The sequence below is a fragment of the Candidatus Poriferisodalis sp. genome (assembly GCF_965237655.1).
GTDB lineage: Bacteria > Actinomycetota > Acidimicrobiia > Acidimicrobiales > Poriferisodalaceae > Poriferisodalis.
Map to the genome: position 1 here is coordinate 1808739 of NZ_CBDEGB010000002.1, position 17210 is coordinate 1825948.

The 17210-nt window shown below is 66.1% G+C and carries 17 protein-coding genes; 3 read left to right on the plus strand and 14 right to left on the minus strand.

Annotated elements, in window-relative coordinates:
* The first annotated feature begins 58 nt into the window (after nt 1-58).
* Entirely contained in the window at nt 59-1129 is a 1071-nt protein-coding gene (locus tag ACPXYO_RS16465; protein ID WP_423922864.1) for a DUF917 domain-containing protein, read from the plus strand.
* Between the two features lie 96 nt (nt 1130-1225).
* Here ACPXYO_RS16465 and ACPXYO_RS16470 read toward each other — a convergent pair whose 3' ends face one another.
* The 12 genes from ACPXYO_RS16470 to ACPXYO_RS16525 all read right to left on the minus strand — a co-directional run bounded on the left by ACPXYO_RS16470 (nt 1226) and on the right by ACPXYO_RS16525 (nt 12800).
* Nucleotides 1226-2215: an LLM class flavin-dependent oxidoreductase gene (locus ACPXYO_RS16470; protein ID WP_423922867.1), complete on the minus strand. Its 990-nt coding sequence runs from the start codon at nt 2213-2215 to the stop codon at nt 1226-1228.
* On the minus strand, nt 2212-3798 hold the full coding sequence (locus tag ACPXYO_RS16475) for a hydantoinase/oxoprolinase N-terminal domain-containing protein (RefSeq protein WP_423923893.1): 1587 nt from the start codon (nt 3796-3798) through the stop codon (nt 2212-2214). The genes ACPXYO_RS16470 and ACPXYO_RS16475 overlap by 4 nt, the downstream gene beginning before the upstream one ends.
* Nucleotides 3799-3827: 29 nt before the next feature.
* Nucleotides 3828-6194 carry a xanthine dehydrogenase family protein molybdopterin-binding subunit gene (locus tag ACPXYO_RS16480; RefSeq protein WP_423922870.1) on the minus strand — a complete coding sequence of 789 codons (2367 nt, stop codon included), beginning with the start codon at nt 6192-6194 and terminating at the stop codon, nt 3828-3830.
* Complete coding sequence (locus ACPXYO_RS16485) at nt 6191-6685, minus strand: (2Fe-2S)-binding protein (protein WP_423922873.1); 495 nt, start codon at nt 6683-6685, stop codon at nt 6191-6193. The genes ACPXYO_RS16480 and ACPXYO_RS16485 overlap by 4 nt, the downstream gene beginning before the upstream one ends.
* Nucleotides 6682-7548, minus strand: a complete 867-nt coding sequence (locus ACPXYO_RS16490) for an FAD binding domain-containing protein (protein ID WP_423922875.1) — start codon at nt 7546-7548, stop codon at nt 6682-6684. Before ACPXYO_RS16490 ends, ACPXYO_RS16485 begins: the two co-directional genes overlap by 4 nt.
* A gap of 69 nt (nt 7549-7617) precedes the next feature.
* Nucleotides 7618-8154, minus strand: coding sequence for a hypothetical protein (locus tag ACPXYO_RS16495; protein WP_423922878.1), 537 nt, complete (start codon nt 8152-8154; stop codon nt 7618-7620).
* 101 nt (nt 8155-8255) lie between these two features.
* A complete protein-coding gene (locus ACPXYO_RS16500; RefSeq protein WP_423922880.1) occupies nt 8256-8564 on the minus strand; it encodes a type II toxin-antitoxin system PemK/MazF family toxin in 309 nt (102 codons plus the stop codon).
* The gene (locus ACPXYO_RS16505) at nt 8561-8770 is read right to left on the minus strand and encodes a type II toxin-antitoxin system CcdA family antitoxin (RefSeq protein ID WP_420623642.1); all 210 of its coding nucleotides are present in this window, start codon (nt 8768-8770) and stop codon (nt 8561-8563) included. Before ACPXYO_RS16505 ends, ACPXYO_RS16500 begins: the two co-directional genes overlap by 4 nt.
* 251 nt (nt 8771-9021) lie before the next feature.
* Nucleotides 9022-9705 carry a VOC family protein gene (locus ACPXYO_RS16510; RefSeq protein WP_423922884.1) on the minus strand — a complete coding sequence of 228 codons (684 nt, stop codon included), beginning with the start codon at nt 9703-9705 and terminating at the stop codon, nt 9022-9024.
* 223 nt (nt 9706-9928) lie between these two features.
* Nucleotides 9929-10264 carry a hypothetical protein gene (locus ACPXYO_RS16515; protein WP_423922887.1) on the minus strand — a complete coding sequence of 112 codons (336 nt, stop codon included), beginning with the start codon at nt 10262-10264 and terminating at the stop codon, nt 9929-9931.
* A gap of 203 nt (nt 10265-10467) precedes the next feature.
* Nucleotides 10468-11478, minus strand: coding sequence for an LLM class flavin-dependent oxidoreductase (locus tag ACPXYO_RS16520; RefSeq protein ID WP_423922890.1), 1011 nt, complete (start codon nt 11476-11478; stop codon nt 10468-10470).
* A gap of 116 nt (nt 11479-11594) precedes the next feature.
* Nucleotides 11595-12800 (minus strand): NAD(P)/FAD-dependent oxidoreductase, encoded by a 1206-nt coding sequence (locus ACPXYO_RS16525; protein WP_423922892.1) that lies wholly within the window; start codon nt 12798-12800, stop codon nt 11595-11597.
* A 122-nt stretch (nt 12801-12922) separates the two neighbouring features.
* Between ACPXYO_RS16525 and ACPXYO_RS16530 the strand changes: the two genes are divergently transcribed.
* Nucleotides 12923-13693, plus strand: a complete 771-nt coding sequence (locus tag ACPXYO_RS16530; RefSeq protein WP_423922895.1) for a glucose 1-dehydrogenase — start codon at nt 12923-12925, stop codon at nt 13691-13693.
* An 18-nt stretch (nt 13694-13711) separates the two neighbouring features.
* Here ACPXYO_RS16530 and ACPXYO_RS16535 read toward each other — a convergent pair whose 3' ends face one another.
* Nucleotides 13712-14059 carry a DUF86 domain-containing protein gene (locus ACPXYO_RS16535; protein ID WP_423922897.1) on the minus strand — a complete coding sequence of 116 codons (348 nt, stop codon included), beginning with the start codon at nt 14057-14059 and terminating at the stop codon, nt 13712-13714.
* Complete coding sequence (locus ACPXYO_RS16540; RefSeq protein ID WP_423922900.1) at nt 14056-14346, minus strand: nucleotidyltransferase family protein; 291 nt, start codon at nt 14344-14346, stop codon at nt 14056-14058. Before ACPXYO_RS16540 ends, ACPXYO_RS16535 begins: the two co-directional genes overlap by 4 nt.
* A gap of 470 nt (nt 14347-14816) precedes the next feature.
* Between ACPXYO_RS16540 and ACPXYO_RS16545 the strand changes: the two genes are divergently transcribed.
* On the plus strand, nt 14817-17162 hold the full coding sequence (locus ACPXYO_RS16545; RefSeq protein ID WP_423922902.1) for a CoA transferase: 2346 nt from the start codon (nt 14817-14819) through the stop codon (nt 17160-17162).
* The last annotated feature ends 48 nt before the right edge of the window (nt 17163-17210 follow it).

Sequence of the window (17210 nt, forward strand, 5' to 3'; positions counted from 1 at the left end):
AATGGCGGCGCGGGGTAGCGTCGGTTGTCGCTGCGTCGCGGTTGGCAGGAGGGACGCTGTGTGGGAGATCACTGAGGCTGATCTCGCACCGATTGCGTTGGGGGCAGCGGTGCTGGGCACCGGTGGCGGCGGGAATCCCTACCTCGGGCGATTGCGGGTCCTCCAGGTGCTGCGAACCGGCGGGCGGGTGCGGGTCATCGAGCCCGAAGAGATCGCTGACGACGACTTGCTGGTGGCCGTCGGGGGCATGGGTTCGCCGATGGTCAGCCACGAAAAGCTCGCTGGCGGCGAAGAGGAGACCGTGGCGGCCCGGGCACTCGAGCGCCACTTGGGGCGGAAGTTCGACGCGATCGCCCCGTTCGAGATGGGCGGCAGCAACTCGATGGTGCCGATGGTGGTGGCTGCCGCCATGGACATTCCCATCGTGAACGGCGACGGCATGGGTCGGGCCTTCCCCGAACTGCAGATGATCACCTACCTGATCTACGGCGGCAGCCCCTACCCCGCCGCCATCGCCGATGAGCGCGGCAGCCAGGTGGTCATCGCCGAGGTGCCCGATGCCAAATGGCTTGAGCGCATTGCACGGGCCGCCACTGTCGAGATGGGTGCGCACACGGGGCTGGCATCAGCCGTCATGGACGGCGCCTACTGCCGTCGCTCGATCATCCCCAACACACTGCGGCTGGCCAGCGAAATCGGGCACGCAGTGCATCACGCCCGTGAAGTCAAGGACGATCCGGCAGAGGCGATCCTGGGCGTCGCTGGTGGCATGCGGTACCTGCGCGGCAAGGTCACCGACGTGCACCGGCGCAACGCAGCCGGCTTCGCGCGCGGTCAGATGACCGTGGCGGGAACCGGCGGCGACGCCGGCCGCACCATCCGCATCGACTTCCAGAACGAGAATCTCGCCATCTACGAAGACGACGAGCCCAAGGTGATGGTGCCCGACCTCATCACGCTGGTCACGACCGACACCGGCGAGCCGATCACGACCGAGCTGCTTCGCTTCGGCGTGCGGGCCGACGTGCTGGTGCTGCCAGCGCCCGACTTGCTGCGCACACCCGAGGCGCTGGCCGTCGTCGGGCCGCACGCCTTCGGCATAGACGCCGACTACGTACCCGCCGTCTGAGGGGCCACCAAAGTGGCAGTTGATATGCCAACAAAGTGGCGGTTGAAACACCAACAACGTGGCAGTTCTGCTGGAAGCGAATTCCCGGCAGCAAATTCAGGTGCGGGGCAGCACCTCGTTGGCGGTGAGGTCGATGATCTCTGAAAGCCGGTCGGTGGCAAGCGGGAACAGCGCTACCGAGTCGGCACCTCCCGCCCACAGCGCCTGGATCTTGGCGGCGCACTCGGCCGGTGTGCCGGCCACGGTCAAGTCGGCAACCCACTGATCGGGCATGCCATCTCGCACTGCTCTGTAGCCGCCCTTCTCGATCAGGATCTGAAGCTCGTCGGAGATCCCGTACACGTCGGTGAGGGCATTGGGTCCGTGCTGGCGGTAGAAGGCGAGCGAAGCCCGGGCGGAATCTCGTGCTGCTTGGCCGTCTTCGTCCACGGCATACAGCGCGAACACCGTGATCGGGTGGGAGTCGGTACGGCCTGCGAACTCGCGACCCTCGTCGATGCGTTCGGTCGCCCACTCCACGTACCGCAGGCTCGAGCAGACCGACAGCACAGTGCCATCGGCGATCTCGCCGCTCAAGCGAAGCATGTTCGGGCCGGATACGCCGAGTCGCACGGGCATCGGCGGGCCCGTTTCGGGATAGGTGAGCTTGATGTTGTTGAACTCGAAGACTTCGCCCCGATGATCGAGCGTCTCGCCAGCAAGCAGGGCCTTGACCGCCGTCACGCATTCCCGCACTGCTGTCAACGGCGACCGGGGATGCAGGCCCATCTGGCGAACCCACACCGGAACACCCAGTCCCACGCCTGCCACCAGCCGCTGCGGGGATGAGCGGCTCAGCGTTGCCAGCTCCATTGCCAGCACCGATGGGTGGCGCGCCACCACCGACACGACACCGAGGCCCACTGTGATCTCATTCGTGGCACCGAGCACTACCGAAGCACCTGAGATGCCGCCGGTGAAGAAGTAGTCCTCAGCGAGCCAGATCTCGTCGAAGCCGCTCGACTCGGCCTGCGCTGCTGCAGCTGCGATGGCCTCGGGTGCTATCGCGCTGCCCAGGATGAGCCCGATCGATCCCTGGTTGCTCACGTGCCCACTCCTCCGTCCGATGAGCAGGGGACCACCGCCAAGTCCCCCACAGCCTTCACCCGGATCCGAATCGCGTGCGACGGCAGGTACGTGAGCGGGATCTCGTCCACGTCGGTGATCTCGACCGTGGCCGCGTCGGCACCTGTGTCGACCGCACGCTGTGCGGTGACCGACCGGGCTTCGGCCATCGCCTCGTCGCGGGTCATGGCCGCCATCGAATAGACCCGGTCGGTCTCTGCGCCGACTTGGGCGATGGCTGCGCCGATCGCGCTGGCGACCGAGAAGTGGTCCGGCCGGATCGTGTCCGATGCACCGGCCAAACCGTCGCGCACCAACACTCCCCCACCACCGACCACCACAACGGGCACCGGGTCGGCCGAGGTCTTCATCTGCTCGACCGCAGTGGCCAGCATGTCCTGTATGCGTTCGACCGCACCGATCACGACCTCAGCATCGAGAGCCCCCACCGAGGAAGGATCGCCGATATCAGCCATGCCGGCAGCAGTTGCGATGTCAGTGGCAGTCAACTCGTCGCCGCCGAACACCAACGCCCGCTCAGTGAGCTCATAGCCGACGCTGTCGGGACCCACTGTCACACTGTCGTCTCGGCCGTTGCCTGGCCGCACGAGGCTCCCCCCGCCCAGTCCCATCGACAGCACATCGGGCATCCGGAAGTTCGTGCGTACTCCCGCCACCGAGACTGCCGTCGAAGCTTCACGCGGGAAGCCGTGCACCAGCACGCCGATGTCGGACGTGGTGCCGCCTACGTCCACGACGACACCGTCGCGGATGCCGCTCAGGAAGGCCGCACCGCGCATTGAGTTCGTGGGACCCGAGGCAAACGTGGCCACGGGGTATCGCCGGGCAAAGTCGGCGCTCATCAGCGTGCCGTCGTTCTGGCTGACGTGCAGCGGGCAATCGAGGCCAAGCTCGACCAGCGCGGCGGTCAGCCCCGCCACGGTGCGTTCGGCCAGCGGGCGCAGGCACGCATTCACAATCGCCGCGTTCTCGCGTTCGAGCAGTCCGAGCCGTCCGATCTCGCTCGACAGGCTGATGTCGAGCCCCGGCACTTCGTCGAGCAGGACCTCTTGCGCTTCGGCTTCGAAACTGGCGTCAACCGGCGAGAACACCGACGCCACGGCCACCGATCCCACGCCCTTCGAGGCGATATCTCGCGCCGCGGTGCGCAGCTCTTCGTGGTCGATCGGGCTGATCACACGGCCGTCAAACTCGTGGCCGCCATGGCAGAGATAGACGTGGTCGCCCAGCACGGCACGCAGCCGATCTGGCCAGTCGATGAAGGGCGGCAATCCCTTGGTGGCGGGCAGCCCAAGGCGCACCACCGCCGTTGGCACGAGCCGGCGTCCCTCCACCAGTGCGTTCGTGAAGTGCGTCGTGCCGATCATCACGGCGCCGATGGCGTCCGGAGACAGGCCATGGGAACCGAGCAGCGTCCCGACAGCCGTCACGATGCCGTCGGTGACCTCGGGAGTCGTCGTTGCCTTGGCCCAGCCCACCACGTCATTGCCCGACATGGCGACGGCATCAGTGTTGGTGCCGCCGACGTCGACGCCGATCCGCAGCATCCCTGACGGCGAGGCCTGTTGCGCGCTCACCGTGCTCGCTCCAAGGCATCGAGCACGGCCTCCGGGGTGATGGGCAACGTGTCGATCGGTGCGCCGATGGCGTCCGCGACGGCATTGGCAACAGCAGCCGCCACCGGAACCACAGGCGGCTCGGCTGCGCCCTTCGCGCCGTAGGGACCTGCAGGGTCTGCGTGTTCCATCACGATCATCTCCACCTTCGGGACATCTGCGGCCAACGGCAGGCCATGTTCCTTGAACGTACGTTGGACGTAACGGCCGTGATCGAGATCGACGCGCTCGCTCAGCGCAAAGCCCAAGCCCTGTGCGACGCCGCCTTGGATCTGACCCGCAATGGCGTCAGGGTGAATCGCTCGCCCGACCTCCTGGCACACCACGTAGCGCTCCACCGTGACTCGCCCGGTGACTGGGTCGACGCTGATCTCAGCTTGGTGCAGGTGATAGGTGGGCGTCGGCCACCCCTTGATCAGCATGCCGGTGGCGCACATGGGATCGTGCGGCGGCGTCGGCGTGACATACGAAGCGCCTGCCGCTATCGGTCCCTGCGTCCATGTGGCTGCTTGGGCGACCTGGCCGAGTGTGAGGCTCGCGACAGGAACACCGGCAACCGTCACGACACCATCTGTGATCACCAGGTCCTCGGGAGCCGCCTCGAGCATCTGCGACGCCCGGTCGAGCACCTGGCGCCGGACTTCCGCAGAGGCGTCGGCGATAGCGCGGCCGACCACGTGGGTGGTGCGGCTGCCCTGCGATCCGGAGTCGTAGCCCGTGGCGTCGGTGTCGGGCATCGTGACCAGCACCTGATCGGCTGCTAGTCCCAATGACTCGGCCGCAATTTGCCGCAGCGCAGTCGCGACGGCCCCCGAGCCGTTCTCGGTCGCCGAGGTGATGACCGTGGCGGTGCCGTCCTCATTCAGTTTCACCGTGGCGTGGCCTGGCATCGGATTGGTCAGCCAGATCGCTGCCGCCATGCCGACGCCGCGCAGCAAGCCGTCACCCCCACCGCGCTGTTCTGACTGGCGCGACACGATGTCGCGCTGTTCTGCATTGCGCGACACGATGTCGCGCTGTTCTGCATTGCGCGACACGATGTCGCGCCAGGGCGCCAGTTCGTCGACTCGTTCGAAGGCCTCGTGCAGTATCGACACCTGTTCGAGCGGCTGCCCATTGCGCATCAAGTGGCCGTCCTGCGCCAGCGACGAGAGCCGGAACTCTCGGCGGTCAAGGCCGAGTGCATCCGCAATGGCGTCCATGTGGCGTTCGTTTGCGAACACCAGCCAAGGTCCGTTTACTCCCCGGTAGGCGCCGGTGGGTGCCGTGTTCGTGTACACGTTTCGGGTCCGGATTCGGGCAGTACCCACTCGGTAAATCGAGCCGAAGACGAACATCGGGATGGCCGACAGCGACGGGCCGTTGTTGGCGTACGCGCCGCTGTCGGACACGATCTCGACCTCTGTGGCCAGGATCGTGCCGTCTCGCCGCACCGCGGAGCGAACCGACACCAGCGCATTGGCGCGGCAGGGAGCCACCAGCCGCTCTTCGAGTGCGCTGTGCTGCATGCGGATGGGGCGGCGGTAGCGCCGGGCCAGCAGTGCTGCGAACGCTTCCAGGCTGACATCGAGCTTGGCGCCGAAACCGCCCCCGATGTGATGGCCGATTACCCGGACCGCTGAGGGCGTCACGCCGAGTATCTGAGCGACTCGGTCTCGCAGCCGGAACGGATACTGGTGGGAGACCTCGATGGTGTAGCGACCCGATTCGAACGTGGCCAGCGCCATCTTGGGCTCCAGATGCGCCTGGTATTGCCGGGGCGTGCGATAGGTGCCCTCCACCACCAAGTCTGCCACCGCGAACGCCGCATCGAGATCGCCAGGGTCGTGGATCACTTCGGCCACCACGTTGCCGTCGCGTCCGATGTCGACGCCGCCGGCCACGGCGTAGCGATTCCACGCGGAGTGGACAAAGCGAGCACCTGGCGCGAGGGCCTGTTCGGGCGTGGAAATCGGCTCGATCGGCTTGATGTCAGGGACCACGGCGCTTGCGCCGGCCTCGGCTGCGGTTCGGTTGTCCGCGACCACTATGGCAATCGGCTCGCCTTCGTACGCCACGTAGTCGACAGCCAGGAAGGGACAATCGGACACGATCACGCCAGTGCGCCAATCCGGCACGTCCACCGCGGTCAGCACTTCCAGCACACCGTCGATCTCCAGCGCCGGGCCTGCGTCGATGGCACGGATCTGGCCGGCGGCCACGGGCGATCGGGCGAGCGCAGCCCACAGCATCCCCGGCCGCACGAGGTCGGCGCCGAAGACAGCTTCGCCACGCAGCTTTGCGTCGGCGTCGCTGCGGGGCGGGTTGACGCCGAGCGCGCTCACGATGACACCGCCGTCGCAGCATCGAGCGCTGCCTCCACGATCTGCTGGTAGCCCGTGCAGCGGCAGATATTGCCCGCCAGGGCCCGGCGAACCTCATCCTCGGTGGGCTGGGGCACCTCGGCGAGCAGGGCCGTGAGGACGATCAGCACGCCGGGCGTGCAGTAGCCGCACTGCACTGCCGCGTGGTTCACGAATGCCTGCTGCAGCGACGTCAGTTCGCCCGCCCCGGCAAGTCCTTCAACTGTGTGAACGGTGCGACCATTCATTGAACCGGCGGCCAATATGCACGACGCTGCCGGACCGCCGTCCACGAGCACCGTGCAGGCGCCGCACTCGCCCTCGACACAGGCTTCCTTCGAACCGGTGAGCCCCAAACGATCTCGAAGCATGCCGAGCAATGTCTCGCCCGCACTGACTTCAAGCAGGTGCGCTCGGCCGTTCACCGTGAGCCGGACGGCGACGGGCTGTTCGGATGAGCCTGCGGGCATCATTCCCCCGCTCCGACGATCTCGCCGACACAGCGCTGTGCGAGCCGGTTCAGCAGACCTGGGATGACGCGACGCCGGTACTGCGCCCTTTCGGTTCGCTCCGGTGCAGCTGCCTGTGCCAGCTCCTCGCCGGCCTCGTCGAAAGCGACCGGGCCACCGTCGATCTGTGTGCCCAGCATGGCCGTCTCCGCCGCCCGCACCCGATGCGGAGACTGACTGCCTCCGCACACCGCGACCCTGGCATCGCTCACCGTGCCGTTTGGCGCAACCGACAGCCTCAGCGCCAAGCCCACAACCGCCAGATCCATAGCGCTGCGACGACCCACCTTCAGGTAGCCCTCAGCGCAGCGATCGCCGAGTGGCTCCACCTCGACTGAGCGCAACAACTCAGTGGGCCGCAGAACCGTTCCGCCAGTTCCATCGAGAAACTCTTCAAGCCCAAGGCGTCGGCGCCCCGACTTGGACACCAACGCCAGCTGGGCATCGGAGATCAACAGCGCAGGCAGCATGTCGGCGGTCGATGCGGCGCCGCACACATTGCCGCCCAGCGTGGCCATCGTCTGGGTCTGCCAAGCGCCCACGGCAGCGGCGGCCTGCGACAACGCCGGATGCTCCAGCGCAATGAGCGAAGAGGTGGCGAGTCTGCGCAATGTGACCAGTGACCCGATGCTCGTCACACCGCCGACCTCGGACATGCCGCGCAACCCATCGATGCCACCGATGTCGATCAAGGCCGCCGGTGCCCGTTCGCCGCGCAGGTATTGCGGCATCACGTCGGTCCCGCCCGCCAGGACACAGCCCTCGTTGCCCCAACGGCTCAGCTCGTCAACCGCCTCTGCGACGCTGCTGACCCTGCAGAACCGCACAGCAGAACCTCCTCAGCGCCCTCAGACAGGGTGCCCCTCAATCGGGGCGATGGTAACCCCGGTCCCGAGTCACGGTTCGCCGAATGCCTCAGCGTCCTCCCAAGCGTCTTCGCTGTCGAGGTAGTCGCTGGCTGCGTCGAACAGGTGAGTCATCACGGTCTTGTGGCCGGGAGCGGCCACCACGAAATGCATGTGGCCTGGACGCCAGTTGTGCCGGCCGTTCTCGAACAGCAGACCCCCCGCCGGGCCGTCGCCGGGGATCTGATACGGCACCGGGCGGATGCCTCTGATCTCGTAGCGGCCATCGCTGCCCGTGGTGAAGATGCCGCGCATATTCATGGCCGTCTGATCACCGTCATGTACGTCGTAGAAGCCGTTCGACGCCGTCTCCCACTCGTCGAGCGTTGCGCCTTCGATCGGATTGCCGTCGAGCCCGAGCACGTGGCCGACAAACGTGATCTCGTAGTCGTTCTCCATGGAATCCACGATGATCGAGTCGCCCATCTCGCGGTGCGGCGCCCCCTCGACGTGGAACGGACCGAACACCGTCGGCTCCGTCGAGCCCTCGGCGGCTACGTGGTTGATCATCTCGACGAGCATCGACATGCGGGGCTGCTTTCTGTCATGACGCCTCCTGCGCTCTTGGCACTTTCTCGACGTCCACTTCACAGGATCGCCGTTGGCCGAGTTGGCCAGCGCAGGGATGCTCAGCAACCAAGCGCGAACGCAACCGCATTGCACACTGAACGCATTGTTTCCTCGCTGAACTCGCCCGCAAGCGTGGTGAGCGATGAGCGTCGAATGGTGTGCAGACCGTCGCAGTTGACCACGGAGTCGTCCGTGAGATTGGACGCTGTCTCGCCGACAGGCACCTCAACGGCAAGCCCACGAATTGTCGAAGTGATCTCGGCGACGGTGACCAGTTCACGCACATCTATGACCTCGGAACGGGTGAGGACCAACACTGGGCGCCGCTTGTTGCCGACTTCGGCCCACCACAGCTCGCCTCGGTTCACTCGTTGCCCCAGGTCTCGGCCTCATCCCAGAAGGCGTCGGGTTCTTCGGGCATCCGTTGATAGGCAGCGCGGTCGGATTCAGCCAGCGCTCGTTTGACCGCGGCAGCAACTCCTTGGCGTGCAGCGGCGGAAACGTTGACCTGCAAGCGCTGAGCCTGTTCGGCGAGATCCTGCCCGAGAGTGAACGTCGCGCGTGTTGTTGCCATCACATTACGCTAGCAATTTGTGCCAGCATGCATGTGCAGCACCAGGCTGGTCTGCTCAGCGCCCCACACGCTCCCGTGCGGCCGCAGGCGTTTCCGCCTCCTGCGACGCCGCGATGCCGGCCTCGCGGTCAATGGGGAACGGCGCCATGCCGTCGGGCCCGGGAGGTGCCATCTCGGGAGGAAACAGCGCGAATCCCGACTCGTCCCGCGGCTTGCGGCCGATGCTGAGGCTCCGCGTGTTCGCCCCTGGCTCAGTCGGCAGCAACCGGTGGCGTCGTCTCGCTCATCCTGTCCCACACCACCTGGTCCGGAAGGCTCATCACCATGTCGTAGTGATCGGTGGGCATCAACCGGGGCATGCCCGTAGCGGAAGAGGGTTGAGGGACGGGTCCGGCCGGTTGGGTGTATTCGGCGGGGTACTTCAGCGCCTCGAGCTCAGCGTTCGAGATCTCGCACAGCCCCAGAACCTCAGGGTCCACCCACTGCTCGACCGGAATGGCGGACCCGCAGGCCACTTCGAGCGCCAGCCCTTCGGGGCCGGCGAAGTAGATCGACTGGATGAAGCCGTGGTCGATCGGGCCAAAGACTTGGACACCGCGGTCACGGATGCGATCCCGCAGCGCCATGAGGTCCTCGAACGTGTCGACGTTGAAAGCCACGTGCTGCATGGTGCCGGCAGTGACGGGCTCGCCGGGGCCTCCCGGATGGGTGACGCCCAGCTCGATGTCCTTGGCGTTGTCCGGATGCTGGACGAACGCCACATAGCTGTCGGGCGCCAGTTCCACGAAGCCGTGATAGGTGCCGTCCACGCCGTGCATCCAGTACAGGGCCTTGAGCGGCAGCCCGAGCACGTCGCACCAGAACTCGAGCTGGCCCTTCATGTCGCGGGTGGACAGGGCCAGGTGGTTCACACCGTTGGGATGCAATGCAGTCATTCGAGCCGCCCCTCCTGCTGTCAGTCCAGCGGTACCGCCGACGCGGGGCACCGCGGCAGGCACAACACGTCGGCACGCGGCGCAGCCCGCGCCCGCACAATTGACTCTAGGCCCCGCTTGCACCTGGGAACCGCGCTGTGCGCGCTCTGGAAGCGGTCAGCCGAACCGACGGCGGACGTAACTCAACTGCGAGCGTCCACCCGCTGGCCGTTCCCGCCGCTCGTCAGGCGGCGGGCGTCCCGGAGGCCTCGTCCTCCGCCGCGAGCGTCGCCTTGTGTCGCTCGTAGCTCTCCAGCATGTTCAAGAAGTGAGCCGGGTTGTAGATGTCTTCCTCGTAGCTCCACAGACCGTTTCCTGCGTACTTGAGCAGCGAGAAGTTGTGCTCTCGGTGAATCGAGCCATCGTCTGGGTCGACCATGCGGTTCCATATCTGGCACACCACCCAGCCCCGCTCCTCGTCGATGATGTACCACTCGCTGGGGAACTCGATCATTTCGGATCCCGGCCACTCGCTCATCGTGGACTGGATCCAGTTGTAGATGGTCTCGCGTCCGACCATCGTGCCGAAGTGGTGCTCGACGTAGGTGGCGTCGGGGGTGATCTGGTCGGCCCACTCGCGCCAGTCGCCGGATGCCCCCGCCCGGCGGCCCGCTTCCTGATATCGGGCAAAGGCCGCCTCGATCTCGGCTCGGTTCCATCGGCTCAGGGTTGACGCTCCTAGGTTCTCGGCCCGAGGAGGCCAGGGGGTAGGTGAAGACGTGCTCAGGACGGCGCCAGTGGGGCAATCACGTGCTCGGCGAACAGGTCGAAGGAGCGGTCCACTTCGTAAGCGCAAAGATCGCCCCAGGCGAACACGCCCACGAAATAGTCGGTGCCAGCCTCCTCGGCGAATCGTTCGCAATGCTCACGGATGGTCTGGGGTGAACCGACGACGACGGCCTCGAAGTGCTTGGCATTGTCGTAGTCGCCGCCGAGCGTGGGGTCATTCGGCGGCGTCATCTCGTATCGACGGAACAGCCGGGTCAGGTGCTCAGTGAACGCGACCCATGTCCGACGCCCGATCTCGTCGGCTTCGGCATCGGTAGGAGCCACAACCAGTCGGCGGAGCCCCCCGATCATCGGCGGGTGGTGCCTGCCGACGCCGTCATCGCCCAGGAGCTCGTGGTAACGGGCCGTGCTTGCGGCCACGGCAGCCAGCGGCCCAGCGGCCATCGTGCGCACGCCCATTTCGGCGGCTGTCTCAAGCTGGCCCGGGCGCCACAGAGGCGGGTAGGGCTTCTGGTATGGCTCGAAGGTGATGGGCACGTCGGAGAAGCTGAAGAACTGCCCATCGAAGCTGAAGTTCCCTGTCGTCTGCATGGCAGCCAGGATCAGATCCAGCGACTCGTCGGTCTTGGCGATGGCATCGTCAGGGTCGAGGCCCCACAGCAGGTGCTCAGGAACGCTGATGCCTTTGCCGAAGCCGATCTCAAGGCGGCCTTCGGAGAGCTGGTCGAGCATGCACAGCTCTTCGGCGAGCCGGATCGGGTGGTAGAAGGGCAACAGGTGCACCAGCGAGCAGATGCGGATGCGGCTGGTGCGCTCAATCGCGGCGGCCAAGAAGACATTGATGCTGGGCGCGGCGTCGAGCGGGATCAGGTGGTGCTCGGACTTGTGCCACCCCCACACCCCGGCCTCCTCGGCCCGTGCCAGCAGGTCGAGCCGGTGCCGGTAGAGCTCGTGCCACGGCACGTCGCCAGGTTGCTCCAGCTGGTCGAAGATGCCGAACCGCATGAGCGGCGAGAGTACTTGTGCGCCGGCCCGTCGGCCGCAGCGGACGCGAGATTCAGCGAGGTCACAGAGCTCATGGCCGCACGCCGCACCGTCGGCCGGGGTGGCCCGGAGCTAGGTCAGATGATGGCGCTCTCGACGAACGGACGGTTCTCGACGATGCGCTGATACCCGAGCGGCGTGAGGTCCAGCGTCCGGTACTCGCCATAGGCGATCCATTCAGAGACGGCACGGCCGATCGCCGGGGATTGCTGCATGCCGTGTCCCGAAAACCCGTTGGCGAAGATGAAGTTCTCGATCTCGTGGTGGGGCCCGACCACGACGTTGTGATCGAGCGTGTTGTAGGCATAGTGCCCGGCCCACTGGCTGGTGACCTTGAGACGCTCGAATGCGGGCACACGGTACACCAGCACCGGCCACACCTTGTATTCGAAGATGTCGTGGTCCATGGAAAAGTCGTCGTAGGCGACTGCCGGATCGACATCGGGTGTGCAACCGCACATGTACGCGTCGCCGTCGCTGCGCATGTGAATGCCGGTTGGGTCGATGGTGAGCGGGAGTGCGCTATCGAGCGGCTCGCCAGCCTCGAAGATGAACGTGTATCGCTTGCGCGGCTCGACCGGCAGGGTTGCGCCTGCCATCGCGGCGACTTCAACCGAACGCGGGCCCGCTGCGTTGACCAGCGTCCCGCACTTGACGGTCTCACCTGAACTCAGCACCGCGGCGTTGACCCCGCCCTGCCCGATGACCACGTCAGCGACCTCGCCAGTCACGTATTCGACGCCGTTCTGGCGGGCCTTGCGGCGCCACCAGTCGAACATCGTGCCCGAGTCGAAATAGCCCTCGTCGACCAGGTTGTGGCTGCCGCAGACGATGTCGTCGACGTTGTAGAAGGGGTAGTCGGCCTTGATCTCGGCGGGACTCATGATCCGGGTGCCGGCGCCGAGTCCGGACTGGATGGCCTGGTTGCGCCGCAGGGTGGCCGCGAACTCTTCGTCACTCGCGAGGTACATGTAGCCGAAGTGATGCACGAACAGGTCGGGGACTTCGGGGTCGCCGAGATGCTCCCGGAAGTTCCGCACGAAATCGGCGCCGAAGCGCGAGATCTGCACGTTCAGCGGGTTGGAGAACTGCTGGCGCATGCAGCTGTTGGTGAGCGATGTCGAGGCCTGCGAGTAGGTCGGATCACGCTCGACCACCAGCACGCTGCCGTCAAAGTCATCGTTGGCCGACAGCGCCCAGGCAATGGACGAGCCAATGACGGCACCGCCGACGATCACGACGTCGTAGGCGTGCCGCAAGGGCGCATCGTGGGCAGTTGGCATTCGTTACGGTCCTGTGGTGAGCGGGGACGAATCGGCGCTGTCAGATGATGGCAGCACGGGACACCCGCTCGACATCACCGGACACTGCTGCGGGGCATTTGGGGACGATCGGGGGCTGGCACATGAGATTGCAAGGCAGGGTGGCGCTGATCACCGGAACCGGCAGCGGGATCGGGCGTGCCACGGCCCTGCGCTTCGCCGCTGAAGGAGCGCGCATCGTTGGCGTCGACATTGCCCCTTCGAACGAAGAGACGGTGGACGCGGTCCGCGCGGCGGGCGGTGAGGCAATCGCGGTACGTGCTGATGTCGCTGTCGAATCGGACGTGGCAGCTGCGTTCGGACTAGCCGAAGCCGAATACGGCGGGATCGACGTGGCATTCAACAACGCCGGGATCATGCTGGATGCCGACACCGACGCCATCGCGACCGCCGACGAGACCATCGACCGAACCTTCGACGTCAACGTGAAGGGCGTGCTGTACGGCTGCAGGTACGCCGTCGAGGCGATGCGGCGACGCGGTGGCGGCTCCATCATCAACACCGCTTCGTTTGTTGCGTCGGTCGGCGCAGCGACCCCACAGATCGCCTACACGGCCTCCAAAGGCGCCGTGCTGTCGTTGACCCGGGAGCTCGCCGTGGTGTATGCCCGGGAGAACATCCGCGTCAATGCGCTGTCACCGGGACCGCTGCGCACCGAGATGCTCATGTCGTTCCTCGACACACCCGAGAAGCGGCACCGGCGGCTGGTTCATGTGCCGATGGGCAGGTTCGGCGAAGCCGACGAGATGGCGTCCGCGGCGCTGTTCCTGGCGTCCGACGACTCCTCCTACATGACCGGCGCGAACCTGCAGGTCGACGGTGGCCTGACCGCCGCCTACGTCACCCCCGAGTGATTCACGGCCCGAAGAAACTCAGTCGTCCCGGCTCAGATCCGCTTGGCCTGCCGCAAGCGCCCGGATGAGGCTTGGAACATCGGCAACCATCGCATTCCAGACGAGTTGGTGATCCACCTTGTGGTACTCGTGCACGACGAAGTTTCGGAACCCACGCAACGCCTGCCACGGAACGTCCGGGTAGCGGTCTTGTGCCTCAGGTGAGAGCTTGCTCGCGGCTTCGCCGATGACTTGCATCAGGCGCTCTGCGGCAGTACGCCGCATCCAGCCGGCCCGGTAGGCCTGCTCCCCTGCTTCTGCAATTTCCTGGACCTTCGCCGCCGCTTCGAGAATGTCCTGAATGCGTTCTTCATTGCTGCGACTCATAGGCGAATCGCGTCGTCCAGCATGGAGGTGTAAGGGGGAACAAGCATCCGCGCTGACGAGATCTCCACCGAACACCCAAGCAGTTCTTCGAGTTCGGCCAGCAGCCCGGAGGCATCGAACAAGCTTGCATCGGGTGCCCACTCGCAAACGAAATCGACATCGCTGTCAGGGCCGTCGGAGCCACGCGCAACTGAACCCACCAGCGCGATGGACGTTGCCTTGTTCCGGGTCGCCGCACTTCGAATGGCTTCCCGGTGGCACCCAAGGATCTCGTCACGGCGAGCCATGAGAACAGGGTAACGCTGGCACATTCACAGGTCGCCCAGCAAAGAGCTACGGGGCGCGGCGTCTTGGCATGCTGACACGCATCGAGTTCGAAGCTCGACAGCAACACAGACGGCGGCATGAATCCAACATCACGCCTCCACCAAACAGTGAAAATGTGCGCGGGAGCGGGTCGGTGTTGTCTGACTTGCCATCAAGCTGGCCCTGCGCGTTGTGGGTGCCGCCGCATGCTTTGAGGGGGCTGCCTTCCCGCTGTGAGGTTGCGGCCTTACTGCTTTGAAGTTGCGGCCTTCCTACGTTGGGGCTGCTGCCTCCTCCTGTGAAGTTGCTGTGTTCCCGCGTCGCGCCTGTCCCGCTTGGGACTGAGATGCCATTCATCCCCTTCTGACGATCCTGCGAGCAGCACTAATGTCCGGGCGCAGGAGCGGCGGCAGCCGACAGCTGCCGCGGGATCGAGGCTTCAGGGGGCGAGATGCTGGGTCCGTATCGGGTACTGGATCTCACCGACGAGCGCTGCTGGTTCGCCGGCAACCTGCTGGCCCAGCTCGGCGCCGATGTGGTGCTGGTGGAACCCCCGGGCGGATGGCCACGCGGCTACGCCCACGATGCGTACAACCGCGGCAAGCGCTCTGTTGTCGCAGCCACCGCCGACGAGGTGGCAGCGCTGACGGCCAGCGCCGATGTCGTGCTGCACAACGACGCCACGCCCTTCGAGCTCGACCTCGCTGCCCTGCGAGACGCCAACGACCATCTCGTCACGGTCCACATCACCCCGTGGGGCGAGACCGGGCCAAAGGCCGACTGGAAGGCAACGGATCTGACCCTGTTCGCATCCAGCGGCCAACTCGCGGTGACCGGCGACAGCGACCGTCCCCCGGTGCGCATCAGCATCCCGCAGGCGTGGCTCCACGCCAGCGCCCAGGCAGCGGTCGCTGCGCTGGTGGCGCTCGAGCATCGGGCCCGCAGCGGACACGGTCAGCATGTCGACCTGTCCACGCAGCAAGCAGTCTGCGAGACGGCACTGTCCGCGATCTTCTACGCCCCCGCAGGCCTGGCAGAGGTGCAGCGGGAGGCGGGCGGGGTCCGCTTCGGCTCGCTCATGCTCCGCACGATCTATGCGTGCAAGGACGGCTACGTCATCGTCACCGTCGCCTTCGGTCCGATGATCGGGCCGATGGTGAGGCGATTCCTGACGTGGATGAACGAAGAGGGCTACTGCGACGATGAGACCCTCAACAAGGACTGGGTGGATTTCGCGCTGCACCTGCAGTCCGGTGAGGAAACCGTGGACGTCATCGAGGGATTGATGGACGACATCGCCCGCTTCTGCATGACCAAGACCAAGGCCGAGATGATCGAACGGGGTCTGCGCGACTCGCTGCTCATCTGCCCGGTCAACACCCTGCAGGATGTGCTCGACAGCCCCCAGCTCGGCGCTCGCGACTTCTGGGACGATGTCGACGGCACCAAGCTTCCGGGGCGTTTCGTGCTGGCAGAGGGCACCCCCCTGTCGCCCCTCGGTCCGGCGCCCGAGGCGGGCGCACACACCACCGAAGTGCTGGCCGGCCCCAGTGCGGGTCTGCCGTCAGTGACGGAGCCCCTGCCCACCGGTGCCCGCTCGGACAAGCCACTCGCCGGTCTGAAGGTCGCGGACTTGGCCTGGGTGGCGGCAGCTCCGCTCGCAACGAAGATCCTTGCGCATTGGGGTGCGACCGTCGTGCGGGTCGAGACGCAGAACCGGCCGTGCCTGCTGCGTGGCGCCCTCGGCCATCGTGACGATGTGCCTGATCAGGAGAACGCCATCGCCTGGCACTCCACGAACGCCAACAAAATGACGATCTCGCTCGATCTGTCCAAGCCCGAAGCTCGCGACGTCGTGCGCGATCTCGTCGCATGGGCCGACGTGGCCATCGAGTCGTTCACGCCCGGCACGATGGCCGCATGGGGACTCGGCTACGACGACCTGCTCGAAGTCAACCCCGAGCTGGTCATGGTGTCGAGCTGCGTGATGGGCCAGAGCGGCCCGCACCGGGACTTCGCCGGCTTCGGCAACATGGCCGCTTCGGTAGCTGGCTTCTTCGACATCACCGGCTGGGCAGACCGCGGGCCCGCCGGGCCGTACCTGGCCTACACGGACTACTGCTCGCCCAGGTTCACCGTGTGCGCGCTGCTTGCCGCGCTGGACCACCGCCGGCGCACCGGTGAAGGCCAGCATCTGGACTTCTCCCAGATGGAGGCAGCGGTGCACCTGCTGGCACCCGCCATCGCCGAGATGCAGGTCACCGGTGTGCGGCGCACCCGCCGGGGCAATGAGGACGACCACATGGTTCCCCACGGCGTGTACCCGGCTGCCGGCGACGACGAATGGATTGCCGTCGCAGTCGAGAACGACGAGCAGTGGCGGTCGTTGGCGATCGAGATGCGACGGGAGGATCTCGCCGATCTTGACGTATTCGCCCGGCGGTTTCGCCAGGACGAGCTCGACGAGATCGTCACCGTCTTCACCGCACGGCAGAACGGCCCCGGCCTCATGCATCGCCTGCAGGCGCACGGCGTCCCTGCTCACTACGTCCAGAATTCGGGCGCCTGCATCGACGATCCTCAACTCGCCCATCGCGGCCATTTCCAATGGGCGCCGCATTCCTACGCCCGCCGCACCATCGTCGATGCGGTGCCCTACACGCTGTCGGCAGCGCACAACGGATTCGACTGGGCCGGCCCCACCTACGGCGAGCACGCCATAGAGATCCTCGGCGACCTGCTCGGCTACGACACCGATCGCATCGCCGACCTGGCCGCCGCAGAGGTGCTGGAGTAAGCCGTCGGGCCGGCGGCTGCGCTGGGCGCAGCGCGCCACCTTCGCGAC

What these genes read in the sequence shown, in the direction of transcription:
- ACPXYO_RS16505 (WP_420623642.1), bottom strand. Translation starts at nt 8,770, where the DNA reads ATGGCAACAACACGCGCGACGTTCACTCTCGGGCAGGATCTCGCCGAA.
- ACPXYO_RS16515 (WP_423922887.1), bottom strand. Translation starts at nt 10,264, where the DNA reads ATGGTCGGACGCGAGACCATCTACAACTGGATCCAGTCCACGATGAGC.
- ACPXYO_RS16510 (WP_423922884.1), bottom strand. Translation starts at nt 9,705, where the DNA reads ATGACTGCATTGCATCCCAACGGTGTGAACCACCTGGCCCTGTCCACC.
- ACPXYO_RS16535 (WP_423922897.1), bottom strand. Translation starts at nt 14,059, where the DNA reads ATGAGTCGCAGCAATGAAGAACGCATTCAGGACATTCTCGAAGCGGCG.
- ACPXYO_RS16495 (WP_423922878.1), bottom strand. Translation starts at nt 8,154, where the DNA reads ATGTCGATGCTCGTCGAGATGATCAACCACGTAGCCGCCGAGGGCTCG.
- ACPXYO_RS16485 (WP_423922873.1), bottom strand. Translation starts at nt 6,685, where the DNA reads ATGATGCCCGCAGGCTCATCCGAACAGCCCGTCGCCGTCCGGCTCACG.
- ACPXYO_RS16520 (WP_423922890.1), bottom strand. Translation starts at nt 11,478, where the DNA reads ATGCGGTTCGGCATCTTCGACCAGCTGGAGCAACCTGGCGACGTGCCG.
- ACPXYO_RS16530 (WP_423922895.1), top strand. Translation starts at nt 12,923, where the DNA reads ATGAGATTGCAAGGCAGGGTGGCGCTGATCACCGGAACCGGCAGCGGG.
- ACPXYO_RS16525 (WP_423922892.1), bottom strand. Translation starts at nt 12,800, where the DNA reads ATGCCAACTGCCCACGATGCGCCCTTGCGGCACGCCTACGACGTCGTG.
- ACPXYO_RS16545 (WP_423922902.1), top strand. Translation starts at nt 14,817, where the DNA reads ATGCTGGGTCCGTATCGGGTACTGGATCTCACCGACGAGCGCTGCTGG.
- ACPXYO_RS16540 (WP_423922900.1), bottom strand. Translation starts at nt 14,346, where the DNA reads ATGGCTCGCCGTGACGAGATCCTTGGGTGCCACCGGGAAGCCATTCGA.